The sequence below is a fragment of the Rhizobium sp. No.120 genome (assembly GCF_054558365.1).
This window is the reverse complement of record NZ_BAAJNQ010000004.1, coordinates 545312-563498: the sequence shown is the minus strand read 5'-3', so window position 1 is coordinate 563498 and position 18187 is coordinate 545312. Positions and strand designations below refer to the sequence as shown.

General features: G+C 57.8%; 18 protein-coding genes. 7 read left to right on the top strand and 11 right to left on the bottom strand.

What is annotated here, in order from left to right; all coding sequences use genetic code 11:
• Positions 1–36: 36 nt before the first annotated feature.
• The gene (locus ACYJRZ_RS16460) at positions 37–456 is read right to left on the bottom strand and encodes a GlcG/HbpS family heme-binding protein (RefSeq protein WP_459460544.1); all 420 of its coding nucleotides are present in this window, start codon (positions 454–456) and stop codon (positions 37–39) included.
• Positions 457–544: 88 nt separating this feature from the next.
• Between ACYJRZ_RS16460 and ACYJRZ_RS16455 the strand changes: the two genes are divergently transcribed.
• Complete coding sequence (locus tag ACYJRZ_RS16455) at positions 545–1435, top strand: SMP-30/gluconolactonase/LRE family protein (protein WP_459460542.1); 891 nt, start codon at positions 545–547, stop codon at positions 1433–1435.
• Between the two features lie 126 nt (positions 1436–1561).
• Here ACYJRZ_RS16455 and ACYJRZ_RS16450 read toward each other — a convergent pair whose 3' ends face one another.
• Complete coding sequence (locus ACYJRZ_RS16450; RefSeq protein ID WP_459460540.1) at positions 1562–1765, bottom strand: hypothetical protein; 204 nt, start codon at positions 1763–1765, stop codon at positions 1562–1564.
• Between the two features lie 327 nt (positions 1766–2092).
• On the opposite strand from ACYJRZ_RS16450, the gene nrcR reads away from it, so the two are divergent.
• Positions 2093–2452 (top strand): transcriptional regulator NrcR, encoded by a 360-nt coding sequence (gene nrcR / locus ACYJRZ_RS16445; RefSeq protein WP_459460538.1) that lies wholly within the window; start codon positions 2093–2095, stop codon positions 2450–2452.
• An 82-nt stretch (positions 2453–2534) separates the two neighbouring features.
• Here nrcR and queE read toward each other — a convergent pair whose 3' ends face one another.
• The 4 genes from queE to ACYJRZ_RS16425 all read right to left on the bottom strand — a co-directional run bounded on the left by queE (position 2535) and on the right by ACYJRZ_RS16425 (position 5598).
• A complete protein-coding gene (gene queE / locus ACYJRZ_RS16440) occupies positions 2535–3263 on the bottom strand; it encodes a 7-carboxy-7-deazaguanine synthase QueE (RefSeq protein WP_459460536.1) in 729 nt (242 codons plus the stop codon).
• The gene (gene queD, locus ACYJRZ_RS16435) at positions 3260–3616 is read right to left on the bottom strand and encodes a 6-carboxytetrahydropterin synthase QueD (protein ID WP_459460534.1); all 357 of its coding nucleotides are present in this window, start codon (positions 3614–3616) and stop codon (positions 3260–3262) included. Before queD ends, queE begins: the two co-directional genes overlap by 4 nt.
• On the bottom strand, positions 3616–4326 hold the full coding sequence (queC, locus tag ACYJRZ_RS16430) for a 7-cyano-7-deazaguanine synthase QueC (RefSeq protein WP_459460532.1): 711 nt from the start codon (positions 4324–4326) through the stop codon (positions 3616–3618). Before queC ends, queD begins: the two co-directional genes overlap by 1 nt.
• Positions 4327–4491: 165 nt before the next feature.
• On the bottom strand, positions 4492–5598 hold the full coding sequence (locus tag ACYJRZ_RS16425) for an aldo/keto reductase (protein WP_459460530.1): 1107 nt from the start codon (positions 5596–5598) through the stop codon (positions 4492–4494).
• A gap of 140 nt (positions 5599–5738) precedes the next feature.
• Between ACYJRZ_RS16425 and ACYJRZ_RS16420 the strand changes: the two genes are divergently transcribed.
• Positions 5739–6650, top strand: coding sequence for a LysR family transcriptional regulator (locus ACYJRZ_RS16420; protein WP_459460529.1), 912 nt, complete (start codon positions 5739–5741; stop codon positions 6648–6650).
• A gap of 242 nt (positions 6651–6892) precedes the next feature.
• Positions 6893–7300, top strand: coding sequence for a helix-turn-helix domain-containing protein (locus ACYJRZ_RS16415; RefSeq protein WP_459460527.1), 408 nt, complete (start codon positions 6893–6895; stop codon positions 7298–7300).
• A gap of 40 nt (positions 7301–7340) precedes the next feature.
• On the opposite strand, the gene ACYJRZ_RS16410 is transcribed toward ACYJRZ_RS16415, so the two are convergent.
• Positions 7341–8633, bottom strand: coding sequence for a TadE/TadG family type IV pilus assembly protein (locus ACYJRZ_RS16410; RefSeq protein ID WP_459460624.1), 1293 nt, complete (start codon positions 8631–8633; stop codon positions 7341–7343).
• A 479-nt stretch (positions 8634–9112) separates the two neighbouring features.
• Between ACYJRZ_RS16410 and ACYJRZ_RS16405 the strand changes: the two genes are divergently transcribed.
• The gene (locus tag ACYJRZ_RS16405; RefSeq protein WP_459460525.1) at positions 9113–11191 is read left to right on the top strand and encodes a putative bifunctional diguanylate cyclase/phosphodiesterase; all 2079 of its coding nucleotides are present in this window, start codon (positions 9113–9115) and stop codon (positions 11189–11191) included.
• A gap of 102 nt (positions 11192–11293) precedes the next feature.
• On the opposite strand, the gene ACYJRZ_RS16400 is transcribed toward ACYJRZ_RS16405, so the two are convergent.
• Positions 11294–13765, bottom strand: a complete 2472-nt coding sequence (locus ACYJRZ_RS16400; RefSeq protein WP_459460523.1) for a glycoside hydrolase family 3 C-terminal domain-containing protein — start codon at positions 13763–13765, stop codon at positions 11294–11296.
• Between the two features lie 325 nt (positions 13766–14090).
• Here ACYJRZ_RS16400 and ACYJRZ_RS16395 point away from each other — a divergent pair, with 325 nt between their 5' ends.
• Complete coding sequence (locus tag ACYJRZ_RS16395) at positions 14091–14765, top strand: transglutaminase-like cysteine peptidase (protein WP_459460521.1); 675 nt, start codon at positions 14091–14093, stop codon at positions 14763–14765.
• On the opposite strand, the gene ACYJRZ_RS16390 is transcribed toward ACYJRZ_RS16395, so the two are convergent.
• Positions 14753–15088, bottom strand: a complete 336-nt coding sequence (locus ACYJRZ_RS16390) for a hypothetical protein (protein WP_459460519.1) — start codon at positions 15086–15088, stop codon at positions 14753–14755. The two genes, ACYJRZ_RS16395 and ACYJRZ_RS16390, sit on opposite strands and share 13 nt — an antisense overlap.
• Before the next feature lie 202 nt (positions 15089–15290).
• Between ACYJRZ_RS16390 and ACYJRZ_RS16385 the strand changes: the two genes are divergently transcribed.
• Positions 15291–16268: a DUF1402 family protein gene (locus ACYJRZ_RS16385; RefSeq protein ID WP_459460517.1), complete on the top strand. Its 978-nt coding sequence runs from the start codon at positions 15291–15293 to the stop codon at positions 16266–16268.
• Between the two features lie 35 nt (positions 16269–16303).
• On the opposite strand, the gene ACYJRZ_RS16380 is transcribed toward ACYJRZ_RS16385, so the two are convergent.
• Complete coding sequence (locus ACYJRZ_RS16380) at positions 16304–16918, bottom strand: hypothetical protein (protein ID WP_459460515.1); 615 nt, start codon at positions 16916–16918, stop codon at positions 16304–16306.
• A gap of 126 nt (positions 16919–17044) precedes the next feature.
• Positions 17045–18172 (bottom strand): ROK family protein, encoded by a 1128-nt coding sequence (locus ACYJRZ_RS16375; RefSeq protein WP_459460513.1) that lies wholly within the window; start codon positions 18170–18172, stop codon positions 17045–17047.
• Positions 18173–18187 lie beyond the last annotated feature (15 nt).

Here is an 18187-nt window from a genome sequence, read left to right as displayed (position 1 = left end):
CGATTGAAGCCGAAAAGGGATTTCGCGCTCGCACGTTCAATCGAGATCGGCGCCGATCGCCTTGAGCGCGGCGCGGGCGACCTCTTCGTCCTGCTCACCGGAACCCGAACCGACGCCGATACCGCCGAGAAGCGCCCCGCCGACGCCGATCGGCAATCCGCCGCGCAATCCCGTCATCCCGCCATGGGTCGCGATTGCCAACGGCACTCGCGCATGGTCCGGCAGCGAATGGCTGGGCGCGCCGATGGAAGCGGCCGTCTGCGCTTTCGCGGTAGCACTTTTCAGCGACTGAAAACGCGAACCGCGCATACGGAAGGAGCCGAGCGTCACGCCGGATTGATCGACGATAACGATGCATTGTGGTTGGCCCATCGCGGTCGCGGCGGAAATGGCAGCGTTCAACAAGGTCATCACCCCTTCGTCACTCAAGACGCTCGACGTCAGAACGTGGCTCATGCACTATCCTCCTCATTGCGGACTCATCGAGATATGTTATCGATAACAGATCGATCTACGATCTAACATTATGGGAGGTATTGTCACAATGTCGTTCTTCGAAATCATCGACCCGGCCTTCGGGAAATTCGTTCTTGGCAATGCTCCCGTCAAGCAGATCGCCACTGGTTTCGATTGGGTGGAAGGCCCTGTCTGGTTCGGAGATCTGAACTGCTTGCTCTTTTCGGATATTCCAAACAATCGCATCATGCGATGGATGCCAGGGCTCGGCACCAGCGTTTTTCGCGAACCTTCGAATTTTTCGAACGGCCATACGCGCGATCGGCAGGGCCGGCTCGTCAGCTGCGAGCATGGCGGCCGACGCGTCACGCGGACCGAATATGACGGCTCGATCACGGTCGTCGCCGACCGCTATCAGGGCAAACGCCTGAATTCACCCAACGACGTCATCGTCGCTTCTGACGGCGCCGTTTGGTTCACCGATCCGCATTACGGCATTGCGACGGATTACGAAGGATATAGGAGCGAGCAGGAGCTGCCCTGCAATGTCTACCGGGTCGATCCCGCCGGCTCGATAGAGGCCGTGCTGACGGATTTCAAATGCCCGAATGGACTTGCCCTTAGCCCGGACGAAAAGAAGCTTTATGTTGCCGATACCGGTCGCATGCATGGCAACGATCCGCAACATATCCGGGTCTTCAACGTCGGCGAAAATTGGCGACTGTCCGGCGGTGAGGTATTCCACGCGATTTCGCCGGGCTGCGCTGATGGCATGCGCCTCGACAGCGACGGCAATCTCTGGTCGTCGGCCGCCGACGGCGTCCATTGTATCGCGCCTGACGGCCATCTCATGGGGAAGATCCTCGTGCCTGAAACTGTTTCCAATCTTTGCTTCGGCGGTCGCGGCAAGCACAGGCTTTTCATAACGGCGACGACAAGCGTCTATTCGATCTCACTCAACCGAAGCGGTGCAGCGTGACTTCGGCGGCAAGGCTTGGAGCTAAATGAGGCGGCCTTAAATTATGTACGAGACCGCCTGCGCTGAAATCTGAGGTGACGGCAAATCACTCGCCATGAGGCAATGCCGTCCAACTGAAAGAAAATGTCAGCGCAAATCGGCCTGCGGCATGGAGCGAGAAGCAGCGTGCGCGATCGGCGAGAGATTTGCGGACAAGGCACGTTCCTGCCGGCGCGCGGCATCCTGCAGTAGGCTTGCCATACCAGTCACAGAGATGCGATCCGCGCGCATGACCTGGCGGATCAGCGGATCTTTAAGAACTTCGGCGATCGTCAAGTCCCTATGGGTCATGGTTACCTCCTGTTCGTTCGAGCAGAAGATAAGCCGCTTTATTAGCAGTGCGATGTCAGAACCCGGACAAAAACAAGGCAATTTGTCCTATTTTGTTACAGAATAATTGCAAAACCCAGAGCGGAACATATTCCAAAATTACAATAGGACCCTAGTTGACGGCTTGGCAGAGGTTGATTTCCTAGAAATCGGCCGAACTGGGAGGAGCCGCCTGCTCCGCGAGGGTGTGACGCTTTGGAATATCCAAACCATAATTTTGCAACTTTTGCGTTTATCATCGCGCACGGCAGGGGGTTTTAAGATTAACTATCGACGATTGGCCACGCTATGTATTCCTCAGATCAGACCACAGAAGATGATCGCCTCATCTATCATGCAGATCTTCTCAGCCAGCTTTCAAATCCCAAACGCCTTGAGGTCTGTATGCATCTGTCCGGCCGTGAGGAAGATGTAAATAGCCTGGCCAAGAAGCTTGGGATATCGCAATCAGCGCTCAGCCAGCATCTCACTCGCCTGCATCATTCCGGCATCGTAAAAGTACGTCGTCAGGCGCAGTTCAGATACTATACCTGCGATCATCCGGGTGTCCTGCAGATCCTGAAGACACTTGCCGAGATTTTCGATTCTGAGTTCAACCCAGCTATGCCGAATGCTTTCGAGAATGACAAACGCGACAAGAAATCGTGATGCAGCGCCGCCGCGACTCTGCTGGTTCGGCTGCCAAATGTAAATTTCGAACGGGCCATGCAATTGGCCCGATTACAATCGATCAAACGCCGCGCCTGTTTCCCCAGATGATCACGTGCAGTTGGGGCAGCACCCTCGCCTCGAACCATCGATCATTGCCGACCTTTTCCACGAGCCAGCGCATCCGCTCGACGATGCCGTCAATATCGACGATGGCATCGTCCGCATCGGGCGGCGGCGGCGTGTGATTGCCGGGTTGCAGATAGAGGGGTAGTTGCGGATAGCGAGCAGCCGCGTCGCGCGCATACTCATAGTCGAGATCGTCGAATATGACGATCTTCAAGGCGATCTGCGGTCCCTCGCCCGCCATGCGAAGACAGTCGTCAAAGGTGGCCCAGTCCGTCGTCATGCCACTGGATGGCGGCTTCGGGCTGAGCACCAGCACATCGAGCTCGGCGAACCATTCCCTGGCCAAGCTCCCTTGGGTTTCCAGCGCAAAGCGATAACCTTCCGCATGGCCACACTCGATCAGCGGGCCAAGCGGCTGGATCGCGGGATTGCCGCCGGAGAGCGAGATGGTCAGCGGTTTGCCGCCCGAAAGCTGCGCCACCTTCTGCCAGATCTCATCGACCGCCATCGGTTGCCATTGATCGCGATAGTCGCTGTCGACGGCATGCAGCGTATCGCACCAGGAGCAGCGATAATCGCAGCCACCGGTGCGCACGAAGATGGTGGGAAGACCGATCAGGATCCCCTCGCCCTGGATCGTCGGCCCGAAAATCTCGCTGACGCGAATGGGCGCTTCGCTCATGGCCGATATTCCGCCCAGGTCTTCGGCGTTTCGCTGACCCGCACGGCCGATGTCTGCGGCAAGCGCTCCTTGCACCAGTCATAGAAATGCTTGGCGAGACATTCCGAGGTCACCCGGTCATGTCCAAAGACATCATTGAGATGGCGATGATCGAACGCTTCGTCGATATAACGCTTCAGCGGCTGCAGCTCATGATAGTCCCGCACGAACCCGTTCTCGTCCAATTCGCCGGCCGAAAGCTCGACGACGACGATGTAATTGTGCCCGTGCAGGCGCGCGCATTGGTGATCGGCAGGAAGATGCGAGAGCTGATGCGAGGCGGAGAAATGAAACTCTTTAGTGATGCGGTACATCACTTCACCTCCTCGGCCGAAAAGCCCGATGTCGCGGCAACCCAGAAATCGGCATCGTCATATGTCGTGGGATCCGCGACACCGGCGAGATGGAAGGCTTCGCGCCGCTCCACACAGGTGCCGCAGCGGCCGCAATGACGCTCGCCGCCCTTATAGCAGGACCAGGTTTCGGCAAAGGGGGTCTTATGCCTAGCGCCATCCGCAACGATATCCGCCTTGGAAATGGTCACATAGGGCGCGTAAAGCGAAACGTTAGCATAGCCGTCGAGCGCATGGTTCTGCATCTGCTGAAAGGCGTCGATGAAACCCGGACGGCAATCGGGATAGATGAAATGGTCGCCGCCATGAACCGCAACGGCCACGGCGTCCGCCTTCTGCGCCGCCGCAAGCCCGAAGGCGATCGCGAGCATGATCGCATTGCGGTTGGGCACGACCGTCGCCTTCATGGTTTCCTCGGCGTAGTGCCCGTCCGGTACCTCGACATCGTCGGTCAGAGCCGATCCGGTGAGATGCCGGCCGATGGCGGTGATGTCGATGATCTCATGCGGCACGCCGAGACGCTTGGCGCAAGCGCTTGCGAATTCCAGTTCCTTGCGGTGCCTTTGGCCGTAATCGAAGGAGACGAGGCCGATAAGCTGATGTTCGGCTGCGACCTTATGGGCGAGCGAAACGGAGTCCAATCCGCCGGAGCAGATTACGATAGTCTTCATAATTCAGGATCCCTTGTTTTGACCGGGTGGGCTGCGACCGGATTTCATGGCTTTTCGAAGCCACGGGCGGGTCTCTAGCAGCAGAAATCGGAGGAAACAAGGCGATCCGCTTCTTTTCATCGCAACGCGCCAGTGCTTGCCGGCGCGCTGCGATGGCAGACGTCCTTAGCTGACGCCGGCAAACTTCCCTGAGATGTTGAGATCCGGATAGTACCCCACAGGCTTGCCGCCGACAGTCTGGCCAGCGGTCAGGCTGCCCTGGATCTCCGACCCGAAGAAGGAATAAGGGAAGGTCGAAGGCAAGGCACTCGCATCGTCGAGGCGCTGACGCAACTCGGGCGGTATCGTGAACTCCAGCGCGCCGAGATTATCGCTCAGCTGCTCGAGTTTCGTCGCACCGACGATGATCGAGGCAATGCCGGGCTGCGTCATCGCCCAGTTGACCGCCACCTGCGCCATGCTGCGGCCGAGCTCGCCCGCCACCTTTTCCAACTCGGCGACGATTGCCCAGTTGCGCTCGTTGAATTTCTGAAAACCGGGATTGGTCGTGCCGCGTACGGTTTCGAGCCGGCCGGCTGTTTCTCCCCGGCTGCTCGGGCGATATTTGCCGCTGAGCAGGCCGCTCGCAAGCGGGCTCCAGGCCATGATGCCGGCGCCATAACGCGTACCGAACGGCACGAATTCGTTTTCGATATTGCGCTCGGCCAGAGAATATTCAAGCTGAAGCGCCGAGATCGGCTCATATCCGCGATGTTCGGCAATGGCCTGGGCGCGACTCGCATACCAAGCCGGAACATCGGACAGGCCGACATGCCGCACCTTACCCGAGCCCACCAGGTCGTCAAAAGTACGCATCACCTCTTCCGGTGGCGTCAGGCGATCCCAGCAATGCATGAGGTAGAGGTCGATATAGTCCGTGTTGAGCCGCTTCAGCGACCCTTCGACCGACCGCAGGATATTTTTGCGGCCGTTGCCGGCCGCATTCGGCGTCTGTGCCGCAAGGTTCATAGTGAATTTGGTGGCAATGACGGCGTCGTCGCGCAGGCCGCGCTCTGCGATGAACTCACCAAGCCAGGTTTCCGACGTGCCGCCGGTATAGGCATCGGCGGTATCGAAGAAATTGCCGCCGGCATCGACATAGGCGTTGAAGATCGCTCGTGCCGCTTCCTTGTCGGCACCCCATCCCCATTCCGTGCCGAAGGTCATGGTGCCAAGAGCCAGCCTTGTTACCTTCAGCCCGCTATTGCCCAGCGTGTAGAATTCCATGCTCATTGCTATTCTCCTCTATGGCGCATCAAACCGGCCCGATGATCGAGACTGGCCGGCAGCAATTCAGTGTTTATAACTTCGCTGTTTCCCATCCATTCGATAAGGTCATTTAATTCGCATTCATTATGCGATACTGTTCAGCAATGGATCGCGATCTCTTGACACATCTACCCATCGTCGCCGCTGTCGCCCGCCGCGGAGGATTTGCCGCAGCCGCCAGCGAATTGGGCATGAGCCCGTCGGCCGTCAGCCATGCCGTTCGGTTGGTCGAGGAGCGACTTGGACAGCCGCTCTTTGCCAGAACGACCCGCAGTGTTGCGCTGACTGAAGCCGGAAAAAGCCTGATCGGAACGATTAACCCAGCGCTGCGGGACATTCACGAGCGCATCGAGCGCATCAAGGCCATCAAGGGACGGCCGAGCGGCCTGTTACGCATTAATGCCTCCCGCATCAGCCTGCCGCTTGCGATAACCCGCGTCATCAGCGCTATGGCGGAGCGCTATCCGGAGGTCGAGATCGAGATATTCTCCGATGAGCGGTTGACCGATATCATTTCCGAGGGCTTCGATGCCGGTGTCCGCGTCGGCGAGATGATCGCTCAGGATATGGTGGCGGTCCGCCTGACCCCACCTTTTCGTGCCATTGTGGTCGCATCCCCCGATTATATCGGACGGTTCGGACGGCCGAAGGCGCTGGCCGATCTCGCAGGACACAAATGCATCGGCTATCGCCTGATCCGCTCAGGCGGCCTTTACCAATGGGAGTTTGTCGAAGACAGGCGCGATGTCGCCGTAACCGTCAGCGGTCAGGCGATCGTCACCGAAGCGCATTCGGCCGTCGAGCTTGCGCTGGCGGGCGTGGGATTGGCCTATGTGTTCGAACCGCTCGTTCGGGCGGAAATCGCATCAGGCAGGCTTGTTCAGGTCCTGGGCGATTATGCGGTGACCGAAGCCGGCCTTTTCCTCTATTTTCCGCGTCGCGCCGAGCTGGCACCAAAGCTCAGAGCTTTCATCGACACTGCACGGCAGGTCAATCGCGAAGCTGCCGCCGGCTAGGAGCCAACTCCATCAGCTGCGAGCGATACGCTCACGAATGGACAAATTGCGCGGGACCAGTCCCGAATGCGCAGGAAACGGAAAGCTCGTTGCAATCCGCAATGAATCGCGATTGCCCACTCCCGTAACTCCCGGCAGTCATAGCACAAATGCTTCGTCAATGGAGGAGTTCGGGAGTGCTGCGGCATCCACCATCAGCCTTCGCCCCCCCCCAGATCGATAAGCGCCAAGAGGAGGAACCGATGCAGGAAATCGCAGCAAAGAAGGCGCCGAGCCCGATCGATGTCGAAGTCGGCAAACGTATCCGCGCGCAACGGCGCCTGCTTGGCATGAGCCAATCGGCGCTCGCCGAGAAACTGGACCTTACCTTTCAGCAGGTCCAGAAATATGAAAAAGGCGTCAACCGCGTCGGCGCAAGTCGTCTGCAATGTGTTGCTGACAGCCTCGGCGTCCCGATCTCGCATTTCTTCGATAATGCAGCCTTTGACAATTCTGTTTCAACCGACGCGCCACACGTGATCCGCAACGACCTCGTCAGCTTCCTATCGTCCGAAGAGGGCCTAGAGCTCAATCGGGCCTTTACGAAAATCAAGGATGCCAGGACGCGTCAGAAGATCGTCAACCTGCTGAAATCGTTGGCCTTCGCCTAACTCCCCCGTTCGAGCCGGGCACGCTGCTTGGGGTTCAGCGTCAACTCGTGATGCGTGGCGTACGAATGACCTTGAGGAACAGGGCATTCATCGCATCCGAGATGCCTTGCGTTGGACTCACCTCGAAATAGAGACCGGGTGAGGCGCAGGTCTGCAAATCGGTGCCGATTTGCGATTGGAACGGCGCGATCCATTGGTTGTACCAGCTGTTTGTCGGCAGGGGAAAATAGGTCGTGTAGAGGATAGCGATCTTGATGTTTTGGTTTTTCAATGGTTTACAGAAAGCAGTGTCGAGCGGTTCCTGGCAACGCCCGCCCGTCGTCGGCTTTGTGCAGGTGTTGGGCTTATAGCTGTCGCCTACGCCGTCAGTGACAAGGAAGAGAACCTTCTGACGGTCGGAGCTGGTATTTCCGCTGCCGCCGGTGCCGATGATCGGCGCGAGCTGCGTCAACATCGTATCGAAACTTGTATCCTCATCCTTGTTGTCGTTCTGTCCATAAACAGCCATCAGGTCCACGTTCTTGCTGATAGCATCGCTGACCTGCGCCATATCGGATGACAGCGGCGATACGTTGGTCAAGCCAATTGTCTTGGTGTCAGCACCAAATGTATAGACGGCCATTCTGTACTGATCGGGTGTTACCCGGTTCGTCTTAGCAGTATTCGTAAGCGACTGTGTCGCCAGCCCGACGACAGCGATGCGGGTCTGGACGCCAAGGCTCTTTGCAAGATTGTAGTAATTGTTTGGATCGTTCTTGTCATGGCACGCAAACGCGCAACTATCTCGCGTATGCGCCACCATCGTATTGATATCGTTGAGCGTAGCGCCGATCCCCATGGATGGCGTATTGTCCAGCAACATGTAGAAATCCATGAAATTCGCCGTCTGATACTGCGCAGATGCCGAACCGCTGACGGGAATGGATGTCTTGCCGATAATCTGGCTCAGCGTCGTCGGCACGTTTGCCGAAAAATTGACCGTCGATGAGACGATGTTCCCCGTGCGCGTTACCGCCGCACTGACGCTGACCGGTATATTCTGAAGATCGCTGGACGCCTGGCCGTAGAAGAGCTTGTTGGCATCGCTCTGACCGATGGTAACGGTGCCGTCGCTTGTCATGGCCATGGCGGCCGCGACCGCCGGCGACGAATCCGCGATTGCGCCGACCGCGGCCGCATCGGCAGCATTCTGCAACTCCGTCCGCACAAGCATCGCATTGGTGACATCGAGCGCGAGGCCACCCGCTGCGATCAATGGAACGGCAACCAATGCTGTAGTGATCGCGAAATTGCCCGATCGATCCAGAAACAGCCGTCCCGAGAGCTTGCGTATGACATCCAGCGACTTTGGGTAGATCTTAAATCTCTTCACAAGCAAACTTTCTACATTATAAGTTGCAGCATCAAAACATTCGCCAAATGAAAGTATTATTACTTTCAAATATACTTATATTTATTATAATCGGAAAATATTTAGATTCCGATAAGCGAGAGTTTCTGAATTATACTTCAGAAATTTAGGAGAAATTTACCAAGATTCCGCGATATAGTTGTCGGCAATGCAAGCGGGCGGATGAAATTGAATACTGCCAACTCTTGCGTTTCAAGCAATAAAACAAAATGAAATCAGTTATTTAGAAGCGAAATCGTGCGCCAGACACGAGATCGAAAGTTGCGGAAATTTTCAATTTCACGCAAAGTATCTTTACTCGATTTTCAGTGTTTGCGTGTGAAGGCAACGCCTGTTGATTTCAGGTTCAGCTGCCCGTTGAGACAGCTCATTGCCGTCATAGTTATAGTTGGGATCTTTGCGTGCGTGTTCTTTCCTGCATCTTCACGGAACACAATCTGTGGCTCGTTCTTCTGGCGGCATTCGTCTGTGTCAGCGGCGGATGGATCACACTCAACCTGCTACGGCGTGCCGAAACGACGCGAGACCTTCAACGTGGCGGTTGGATTTTCCTGACCGCCGTAGCTGCCGGCTCATCGATCTGGTGCACGCATTTCATAGCTATGCTTGCCTATGAGGTCGGCGCACCTGTCACCTTCGATCCCATCCTGACGATGGCCTCCTTTCTTTTGGCCTGCATCGGCTGCGCCGGTGGCTTTGCGATTGCCTTGTCGCGCCTGCCGCGCATTGCGCCGGAATTCGGGGGAGGCGTCGTCGGTCTGGCCATCACCGCCATGCATTATACGGGCATGTTGGCCTACCACGTCGATGGCATCGTTGAGTGGATTCAGGGCTATGTTACCGGCTCTGTCGCCCTTTCGGTAATTTTTGCAGCACTGGCAATCAATCAGGCGATGCGCCGGCCTTGGCAGTTCTCCCCGATCGCTGGCCTCGCTCTCTTCGTCATCGCCGTGGTTTCGCTTCACTTTACGGCAATGACAGCCGTCTCGGTTACGCCGCTTGCAACCGGCGCTGCGATCGCGGACTCCTATGCACTTCAGGCCATGGCGGTTGCCGTTGCCGGCGGCGGATTGCTTATCATCGGTACAGGCGTTGCAAGTTACATGATCGACGAGCGGGCTTCACGCGAATCCATCGAGAAGCTGCAGCATATGGCACTCAACGACCTGCTGACGGGCCTGCCCAACCGAAGCAGTTTTGCCGACCATCTGCAGCGCGAGATCGGCCATGCAAGGGAAGATGGTGTAAAGCTCGCAGTCATCGGCATCGACCTCGATCGCTTCAAGGAAATCAACGACCTGCGTGGGCATAAGGCTGGAGACCAGGCACTCAAGGCGATCGGACGCAGGCTGCTGCGCATGGTCAGGGACGGCGAGTTCGTCGCCCGGGTTGGTGGCGACGAATTTGCAGCCGCAAAGCGCTTCCGGGAGCAAAGCGAACTGCTGGATTTCGTGGCCCGACTGGAGAAGGTCCTGTTCGAGCCCATCCGGATCGACGATTTCGAGACAGCGACGGGGGCCAGCATCGGCGTCGCGGTCTATCCGGACGATGGCGTCGACCAGGAGCGCCTCGTCAGCAACGCTGATCTCGCAATGTATCGCGCCAAGGCCGATATCGGCCGCGTGGTCTGCTTCTATGAATCCAAGATGGATGAAGCCGCCCGCGCTCGTCATACGCTGGCGCAGGATCTGCGCCGCGCAGTCGAATTGGATCAGCTCGACCTCCACTATCAGGTACAGACGTCAGTTAGCACGGGGCAGGTTTGCGGCTACGAGGTCCTCGTCCGCTGGCATCATCCCGAGCGCGGCGCGGTGCCGCCTTCGGAATTCATTCCGATCGCGGAAGAAAGCGGCACCATCCTGATCATCGGCGAATGGGTTTTGCGCACGGCCTGCAAAGAGGCCGCGTCATGGGAGCAGCCCTACAAGATCGCCGTCAACCTCTCGCCCGTACAGTTTGCTCACGCGGATCTTGCAAAGCTTGTTCATGCGATCCTTCTTGAAACCGGCCTTGCGCCATCGCGACTGGAGCTTGAAATTACCGAATCCACGATCATTGCCGACAAGAGCCGGACGTTGCATGTCCTGCGGCAGATCCGGGCTCTCGGCGTGACCGTTGCCATCGATGACTTCGGCACTGGATATTCCTCGCTCGATACGTTGCGTTCCTTCCCCTTTGACAAGATCAAACTCGATCGCTCCTTCATGAACGAGGTGGATCACAGCATTCAGGCAAAAGCAATCATTCGCGCAGTACTTACGCTTGGCAAGAGCCTGGATATCCCTGTTCTGGCGGAAGGCGTAGAGACCGACCATCAGCTCGAAATCCTGCGCGCCGAGGGTTGTGACGAGGCACAAGGCTTCTTCCTCGGCCGGCCAAAGCCCGTCGGGCAAATCTTCCAAATGGAGACAGCCGTCGGGGAAGACGAGGCATCGGCATTTTCCGGGCGGTTGCCGCCCCATCGGATGCGACGTCGCTAGGAAGTTCCACACACGTCGATGCGATAGCCGCAGCAATTCCGGGGCGCGGATCCGCCCGCCCCTTCATCCGAGCGGATTTGCCGGCGCCAGTTGCCTGCGATATCAGATCGAACGGTCCGAAACCTCGCCAATCCATTCGCTTACAAGCTCGATCGCAACGGCGGAGCGGATATCCATGGCGTTAGCCGCTACGAGAAGCTCATAGCGACCGGCGATAGCGCGAAATGTTCCGGTCTGCTCATCGAAATAGCTCAAATCGCGCGGACGAACCACAAGTGCGGCCGTACCTTTTTCGCCCGGCATCAGCTGAAGCTTGGCAAAAGCGCGCAGCTCCTTGTCCGGCCGTTCGACTGTCGAAACAGGCGCTCGCACATAAAGCTGTACAAGCTCCGAACCGGTTCTGTCGCCGGTATTGGTGACATCGACCGTGACTGTGATGCCATCCGCGCCCATTCTTGTTGCCGAAGCCTGCGCTTCGCCCCAGGAAAATCGCGTATAACCAAGACCGAAGCCGAAGGGGAATAAGGGCTCAATATCGCGCGTATCGTAATGGCGATATCCCACAAAGACGCCCTCGGCGTAGCGTACATGCCCATCCTTGCCGGGATAGATGGATGCGTCGCCAACCATCGCGGAATTATCCGACAAGCGCTTCGGGAAGGTTTGCGGCAGGCGTCCGCCGGGCTCGACATCGCCGAAGAGCACATCGGCAACGGCATGTCCCAGTTCCTGGCCGGGATACCACATCTGCAACACGGCCCGAACCTTGCCGAGCCACGGCATCTCGATGGGGCCACCGGTCTGCAACACGACAATCGTATTGGCGTTGGCGGCGGCCACCCGGTCTATCAGTTCTTCCTGTCGGCCAGGCAGGCGCATGTCGGGCAGATCGAGGCCTTCCGTGTCCCACTCGCCGTCGCGGCCGACGAAGAGCAGAACGACATCTGCATCGCTTGCCTTTTGAACGGCATCGAGCATCGCCTCTTCGCCAAGCGGCTTCTCCACGCCGAAGCGTACCGCCGTCAGATTGATCCCCTCCTCGGTCGTCGCCGAGGAACAATATTCGACCACCACCTTGTAGCTCTGTCCGGCTTCCAGATGGATGCCCTGCCGCTGTTCGACATTGGCCGTTCCGAAATAATTGTCGCCGCGAGCCCAGCCGTCATAGCCATTCACGACGAGCTTGCCGTCGACAAAGAGCCTGGCGAGACCCGCATTCGTCATGCCGAATACATGCTCGCCGCTCTCCGTCGGCACATAGGAGGCCGTCATGCGGGCGGAGAACTCATTAGGATCGAGTTCCGAAGACGGCAGATCGAACCAGAAGAACTCGCCCTTGCTTGCCGTTTCGGTGGCGATCACCGGTCCGGCAAGGTCGCGGCCTTTAAAATAGTCCACCCGCATCTCACCGGAGAAGACATTGATAAGGCGATTGTTGCGGCAGCCGGGGGCATGGTGAATGCTGTTGGCATTCGACAGTGCCTGCCGGATGCCCTCCAATGGGCTGACCCTATAGTGGGCGGCAATCTGGGCGCTGCCGCCACCCATGACCCGCGCTTCGGCGGCATTCGGCCCGATAACCGCCACATGCCCGAGCCCTGCCTTCTGCAGCGGCAGAATGCCGTCGTTCTTCAAGAGCACGGCACCCTCGGCTCCGAGCTTGCGGATCAGCGCATGATCCTCAGGCAGATCAAGCGCGTGTTCGCTCAAATCGGGTACCTTCTCGAAGGCGCCCACCCGCTCAAGCAATGTCAGAATGCGGCGGGCGGCTTCGCGCACCGTTTCCGCCTCGACCTCGCCGTTGCGGACCGCCGCCACCAGCTTTTCGCCACGGTCGCGCGTCGGACCAGGCATTTCGAGATCGAGCCCGGCATTGACGGTCGCCGCTGTCGAATGCGAGCCGAACCAGTCCGACATGACGATGCCGTCGAACCCCCACTCCTGTCGCAAGACTTTGGTCAGCAGCCAGGGATGCTCGCTCGTATAGGTGCCGTTCAGCCGGTTATAGGAGGACATGACGGCCATGACGCCGGCCTTCTTCACGGCCCGCTCGAACGGAGGCAGATAGATTTCGCGAAGAGCACGCTCATCGATATCCGACGACATGGTCTGACGCTCGATCTCGGACTCATTGCCTGCAAAATGCTTGATCGTAGCGGCAATGCCCTGGCTCTGCACGCCCTGGATATAGGCGACGGCAAGCTCGGCCGTCAGTATGGGATCTTCAGAATAGCATTCGAAATTGCGGCCATTGAGGCCGGAGCGGTGAATATTGACCGTCGGCGCCAACAGTACCGAGGCGCCCTTGCTTTTGGCCTGGCCGGCAAGCGCCACGCCCATGCGTTCGACAAGGGCCGGGTTCCATGTCGCGCCGAGGGCGATGGCGACGGGAAAGCAGGCGGCATTCACGCCAGCAACCAGCGAGCCGGCACCGCGGGCCCCGTTTGGCCCATCCGTAACCTTGATCTTCGGAACGCCAAGGCGCTCGACCGGCACCGTGGTCCAGAAATCAGCGCCGGACAGTAGCGAAACCTGCTCTTCAAGCGTCATCCGGTCGAGAATATCGTCGATCATTGGGCCTCCCGAGCAATTCCTTGACTATTCCACCGTCCATTCGCGGTGGCGATTCGCATTTAAGACCAACAAATCATAAGCGCGCCAGATGTTCTTCAGATAATCCGATATATCTATGAAATAACACATGTTTTTCACCGATGTATGGATCTTGTCCGCTGCACGACATGCATAGTAACCGATCGGAAATCATAAATTCGGCGCTCGCATCGACACCTGCGATGACAGGCCAACTAAAAGCGCCGTTTCGATAAAATGCGAATAATCTTTTTCCGAATAAATTTGACCGCGTCGGATTTCATGAGCCCAACTCATGGAGCCGAGTATGCGTTCACTTCTAGCCGCTGCAAGCTTTCTCTTCGTCGCCGGTCTGCTGTTTTCGACGGCTACAACGGCAAAACCCGTGGCCAATACCGCCGCGGCGCATGCGCATCAGTTTGCGCGCGAGGTGACCGATGCGAGCGTACCCGTCGGCTGGACCGGCTTCTGCAAAGCGCAGCCAGCCGAATGCGTTGCCGGTCAAAAGAGCACGGAATTCGTCAATCTGGATCGCGACCATTGGACTCAGCTGCAGCAAATCAACAGCCTCGTCAATCACGAGATCGAGGGCATCGGCGATAACGATCATTACGGCATCTACAAGCTCGGCATCCTCAACTGGTGGACATATCCCGATGACGGCGCCGGCAACTGCAACGACTACGTTCTCTTGAAGAAGAAGTTGCTCGTCGAAGCAGGCTGGCCACGGTCCGCCCTGCTGCTGACAGTGGTCCTAGACACCCATAATGAGGGACATCTTGTTCTCATGGCGCGCACGACCGACGGCGATCTCATCCTCGACAATCTCACCGATGCGGTCAAAAACTGGAGTGGAACGGGCTATACCTTCATCAAGCGTCAGACGGCGGATAATCCGAACAACTGGGTTCGGCTGGAATCCGGCCGCACGCCCGAAGAGCTCGCCATGATCAGCAAGGCGCTGGCTTCTCATTCACAGTGATTGGCAGCCCAATAGCTGTCGACCAGGCCCTTGCCGTCTTGATCCAGGATCGCAAAATTGCCGGGAATGACGACGAAGAAGCGTTCTGCGCCTTCCGCACCGGCGCTGCCATTTGCACCTGCCGCATCGACACGACCGCAAACCACGAAGCCCGGCATTCGTTCGCTCGGCTTGACCTCCAAAATATGAATGGCAGAAGGCGGCACCTCTATGCGCCGCGCGACCGCAGCCTTGGTCAGCGCCGGCACATCCGCCATGGTCGGCAAGGCTTCGCCGGGAGCAGCGGCAAGCAAGATGCTCCCTGCGATCACGAGATGTTGCATCGGCATCCTTTCGAAAGCCTGGACCACGAGAGCGCAACCCTGGACGGCTATGTGCCCCATGCCTCTTCAGCTGAAAGCTGCTTTTGAACGAAGTTTATTGTGATTCGCGAGGCGGAAGAAGCTTGCGCTCTTGCCTTCGAGTAATGATCGCGTATCAAGATCGTCCCCGCGCTGGGGTATATTTTGGAAAGTCAGCTTACGAATGCGAACACGCCTGTCGATACTCCCGGCACTCGGTCTCCTTTTTATCCTTGCATTGACGAATGCCGCTTCCGCACGTGAGCTCGTGCGCGTGCCGCCGGGCAATCGCAACAGCGTTCAGCCCCCCATACCCAATACCTCGGTGCTGCGGGCCAAGGCCTTCAACACCACCTACGACGAAAAATACCAGAAGATCATCGGCGTGCTTCGCGACGATAAGGACTTGATGGCCTCGATCAGGAAGGCGGGACAGGCCTATCAGATCGACCCCATCCATATCGTTGGCGCCCTTGTCGGCGAACACACCTACAACATCACGATCGTCAACAGGGTAAAGTCCTACTACGTCAAGGCACTCGCCTATTCGCAGTCCGATTTCAAGTTCGCCTATAAGGACGTGACGGTCCAGACCTTCCTGAAGAAACCGGAATTCGCCCATTGCAATGCCTTCACCGGCAGCGCCGAATTGTGGGAATGCCGTGATGAGACCTGGGACAAGAGTTTCCGAGGCAAGGTCATCGACGGCGTCACCTACGAAAACATGACGTTCCAGCGCGCCTTCTTTCAGCCCTTCTTTGCGGGCCAGACCTTCGGCCTTGGCCAGATCAGCCCTTTGACGGCGCTTGAAGTCACCGATCTCGTGCATGCGACCAGCGGCCTGCCGAAACTTTCCGTCGACGATCCGCAGGCGATCTACCGCGATATCATGGATCCCGATCGCAGCGTGATCTATATCGCCGCCATCGTGAAGGATGCCATTGACGCCTATCGCGCGGAGGGTTTTGACATTACCGACAATCCCGGCCTGACGGCAACGCTTTACAATGTCGGCCAGCCGCGCCGCCGTGCGGCCGCCCTGCGGCAAGCAACGGACGTTTCGGGTGGGAAGAAACTGCCGGAAGAAAATTATTACGGCTGGCTAGTGAATGATAAACTGCCAGAGCTGCGCGGGTTGCTCGGCAGCGACAATAGTCAATAGTCGCAGAACTTCGCCAATGAAGACCATCGGCCTAATCAGGCGATAAGGCTGACGCGATCATTGGCAATCTTGTTTTTGACCCAGCTACGCTCGGCCTGCCAATCATGCCGCTTCCACCCCTCCCAGCTGAAGCCGCATAGCTTGATCTCCCATTCGGAGGCGGGAAACCTTGCGAGCGCATAACAGATGCCAAGAAAGCCGGTGCTGGGAAAGACCTTGCGCAGTCGAGCACCCGCTATACCGAGCTCATTGCAGCCGTCGAGGTAGGTCTGTGGTGGCAAGATGCGGATCTCCTTGCCGGCCCTGCCCAGCAGCTCAATTGCCTGCATCGTCCAATCTCCCCTTCTGCCCCGCAGACGCTGGAAGATGTTGGGCCGAGGGTGATATTGGCGGATGATTTCCGGATGATAGGCCAGCATGAAAACCTGCGTGGCCCTAATCGCTGCATTGTCCATGAAATCAGGGGCGAGAAGCCGCCGATACAGAACCTTGCTCGACGCGGCCAGCATGATCATGTCGGTGCGCTCGCCGCTCATGTCACCGGCAAGGTTCGGTTCGTTGAAGCGCATGACGAAGTGCGCGCCATCCACAAGATCGGAGATGTCGTGGTCCAGCCGTCCATTGCCGACGATAATTGCTGTCTTGCGCACCAATACGGTTGTCCAGAAAATACGAGCGGTGCATTAGCAACAGGTTCTGACAGCACACTGAAACATCGATGATGCGGAACTGAAATCCCCTTGACGCAGTGGCACCAGCGCAAGGCAAATGGAGCGCTAAAGGAAATAGCGGAATTTCAACGGCAGCAGAGCCGCGCCGATCGCGCTGGCATCCCCTTTGGTTTCGCTGAGAACCAGCCGAGGTCCCGGCGGTGCGGCACCATAGCGGTGCGGCCGTTGCGACGGCAGACGGGCACGCGCGATCATCATTCGTCCAAGTTCGAGCGGCAGCTGCCCGCCGAAGACAACGGCCTGCGGATCGACGACAGCTACAAGAGCGGCAATCAGACGCTCGAGCATTGGCATGGTTTCGGAAAGCCAGCTCTCCACGCCCGGCCAGGAAGGGTCGAAATCCTGCTTCAGCTCCTGAATAGAGCCTATATCGACACCGTTCTCCCGCAATGTACCGATCAGATATTGCAGAGCCGGTCGACGCGGCTTCTCCTCAGCATCATAGATGACGCTGAATTCTCCGGCATTGCCGTGGAAACCCAGATAAGGCCTTCCCTCGAGGATGAGGCCGCCGCCAAATCCATAATTGAAGGAAAGATATGCGAAGGTTTGGCACCAGCGCCCGACTCCACTCAGGCTCTCGCCTATGGCGCCCGTCGTTGCATTGTTTTCCAGCCATACCGGCAATGCGAAGACTTGCTCGAGTTCCGGCTGCAGATCGACCAAAGACCAGTCGCGCAGCGGCTCCGGAGCATTGAAGCGACGATCATCGCCAACGAAGAAACCGGACATGGCAAAGCCGAGCCCGATAATATTTTCGCGCGATATTTCATGGCGTTGCAAGATCGAGTTCAGTTTTTCGGCAAGAGCCGCCAGCGTTGCCCTGCGATCGGCAATCCCGCCACTGAGTACTTCCTGATCGACAATGCCGCAGCCGAAATCGGCAAGCGACAGCGTCACGGCATCGGTGTTGACCGAAATGCCGATCGAATAGACCGCCTGCCGCTCCAGTTCGATGGTCGGGCTCGGCTGGCCCCGAGATCCCTTGAGCGGCGTTCCCGCGCGAAGCAGACCGCGAGCCATCAATGCCTCAGCGAGGCGATGCACGGATTGCTGCGTCAAGTTTGTATGGGCCGTAATCGATGCGCGCGAGATCGGCTCGTGACGTCGGACAATGTCGAGGATGAGGCGCTCGTTCTCGCTTGCCAGTGGGAGTTTTTGAAGCGCTGTCATGACCCCAATCCTTAT

What these genes read in the sequence shown, in the direction of transcription:
- ACYJRZ_RS16460 (WP_459460544.1), bottom strand. Translation starts at nt 456, where the DNA reads ATGAGCCACGTTCTGACGTCGAGCGTCTTGAGTGACGAAGGGGTGATG.
- ACYJRZ_RS16455 (WP_459460542.1), top strand. Translation starts at nt 545, where the DNA reads ATGTCGTTCTTCGAAATCATCGACCCGGCCTTCGGGAAATTCGTTCTT.
- ACYJRZ_RS16450 (WP_459460540.1), bottom strand. Translation starts at nt 1,765, where the DNA reads ATGACCCATAGGGACTTGACGATCGCCGAAGTTCTTAAAGATCCGCTG.
- nrcR (WP_459460538.1), top strand. Translation starts at nt 2,093, where the DNA reads ATGTATTCCTCAGATCAGACCACAGAAGATGATCGCCTCATCTATCAT.
- queE (WP_459460536.1), bottom strand. Translation starts at nt 3,263, where the DNA reads ATGAGCGAAGCGCCCATTCGCGTCAGCGAGATTTTCGGGCCGACGATC.
- queD (WP_459460534.1), bottom strand. Translation starts at nt 3,616, where the DNA reads ATGTACCGCATCACTAAAGAGTTTCATTTCTCCGCCTCGCATCAGCTC.
- queC (WP_459460532.1), bottom strand. Translation starts at nt 4,326, where the DNA reads ATGAAGACTATCGTAATCTGCTCCGGCGGATTGGACTCCGTTTCGCTC.
- ACYJRZ_RS16425 (WP_459460530.1), bottom strand. Translation starts at nt 5,598, where the DNA reads ATGAGCATGGAATTCTACACGCTGGGCAATAGCGGGCTGAAGGTAACA.
- ACYJRZ_RS16420 (WP_459460529.1), top strand. Translation starts at nt 5,739, where the DNA reads ATGGATCGCGATCTCTTGACACATCTACCCATCGTCGCCGCTGTCGCC.
- ACYJRZ_RS16415 (WP_459460527.1), top strand. Translation starts at nt 6,893, where the DNA reads ATGCAGGAAATCGCAGCAAAGAAGGCGCCGAGCCCGATCGATGTCGAA.
- ACYJRZ_RS16400 (WP_459460523.1), bottom strand. Translation starts at nt 13,765, where the DNA reads ATGATCGACGATATTCTCGACCGGATGACGCTTGAAGAGCAGGTTTCG.
- ACYJRZ_RS16395 (WP_459460521.1), top strand. Translation starts at nt 14,091, where the DNA reads ATGCGTTCACTTCTAGCCGCTGCAAGCTTTCTCTTCGTCGCCGGTCTG.
- ACYJRZ_RS16390 (WP_459460519.1), bottom strand. Translation starts at nt 15,088, where the DNA reads ATGCAACATCTCGTGATCGCAGGGAGCATCTTGCTTGCCGCTGCTCCC.
- ACYJRZ_RS16385 (WP_459460517.1), top strand. Translation starts at nt 15,291, where the DNA reads ATGCGAACACGCCTGTCGATACTCCCGGCACTCGGTCTCCTTTTTATC.
- ACYJRZ_RS16375 (WP_459460513.1), bottom strand. Translation starts at nt 18,172, where the DNA reads ATGACAGCGCTTCAAAAACTCCCACTGGCAAGCGAGAACGAGCGCCTC.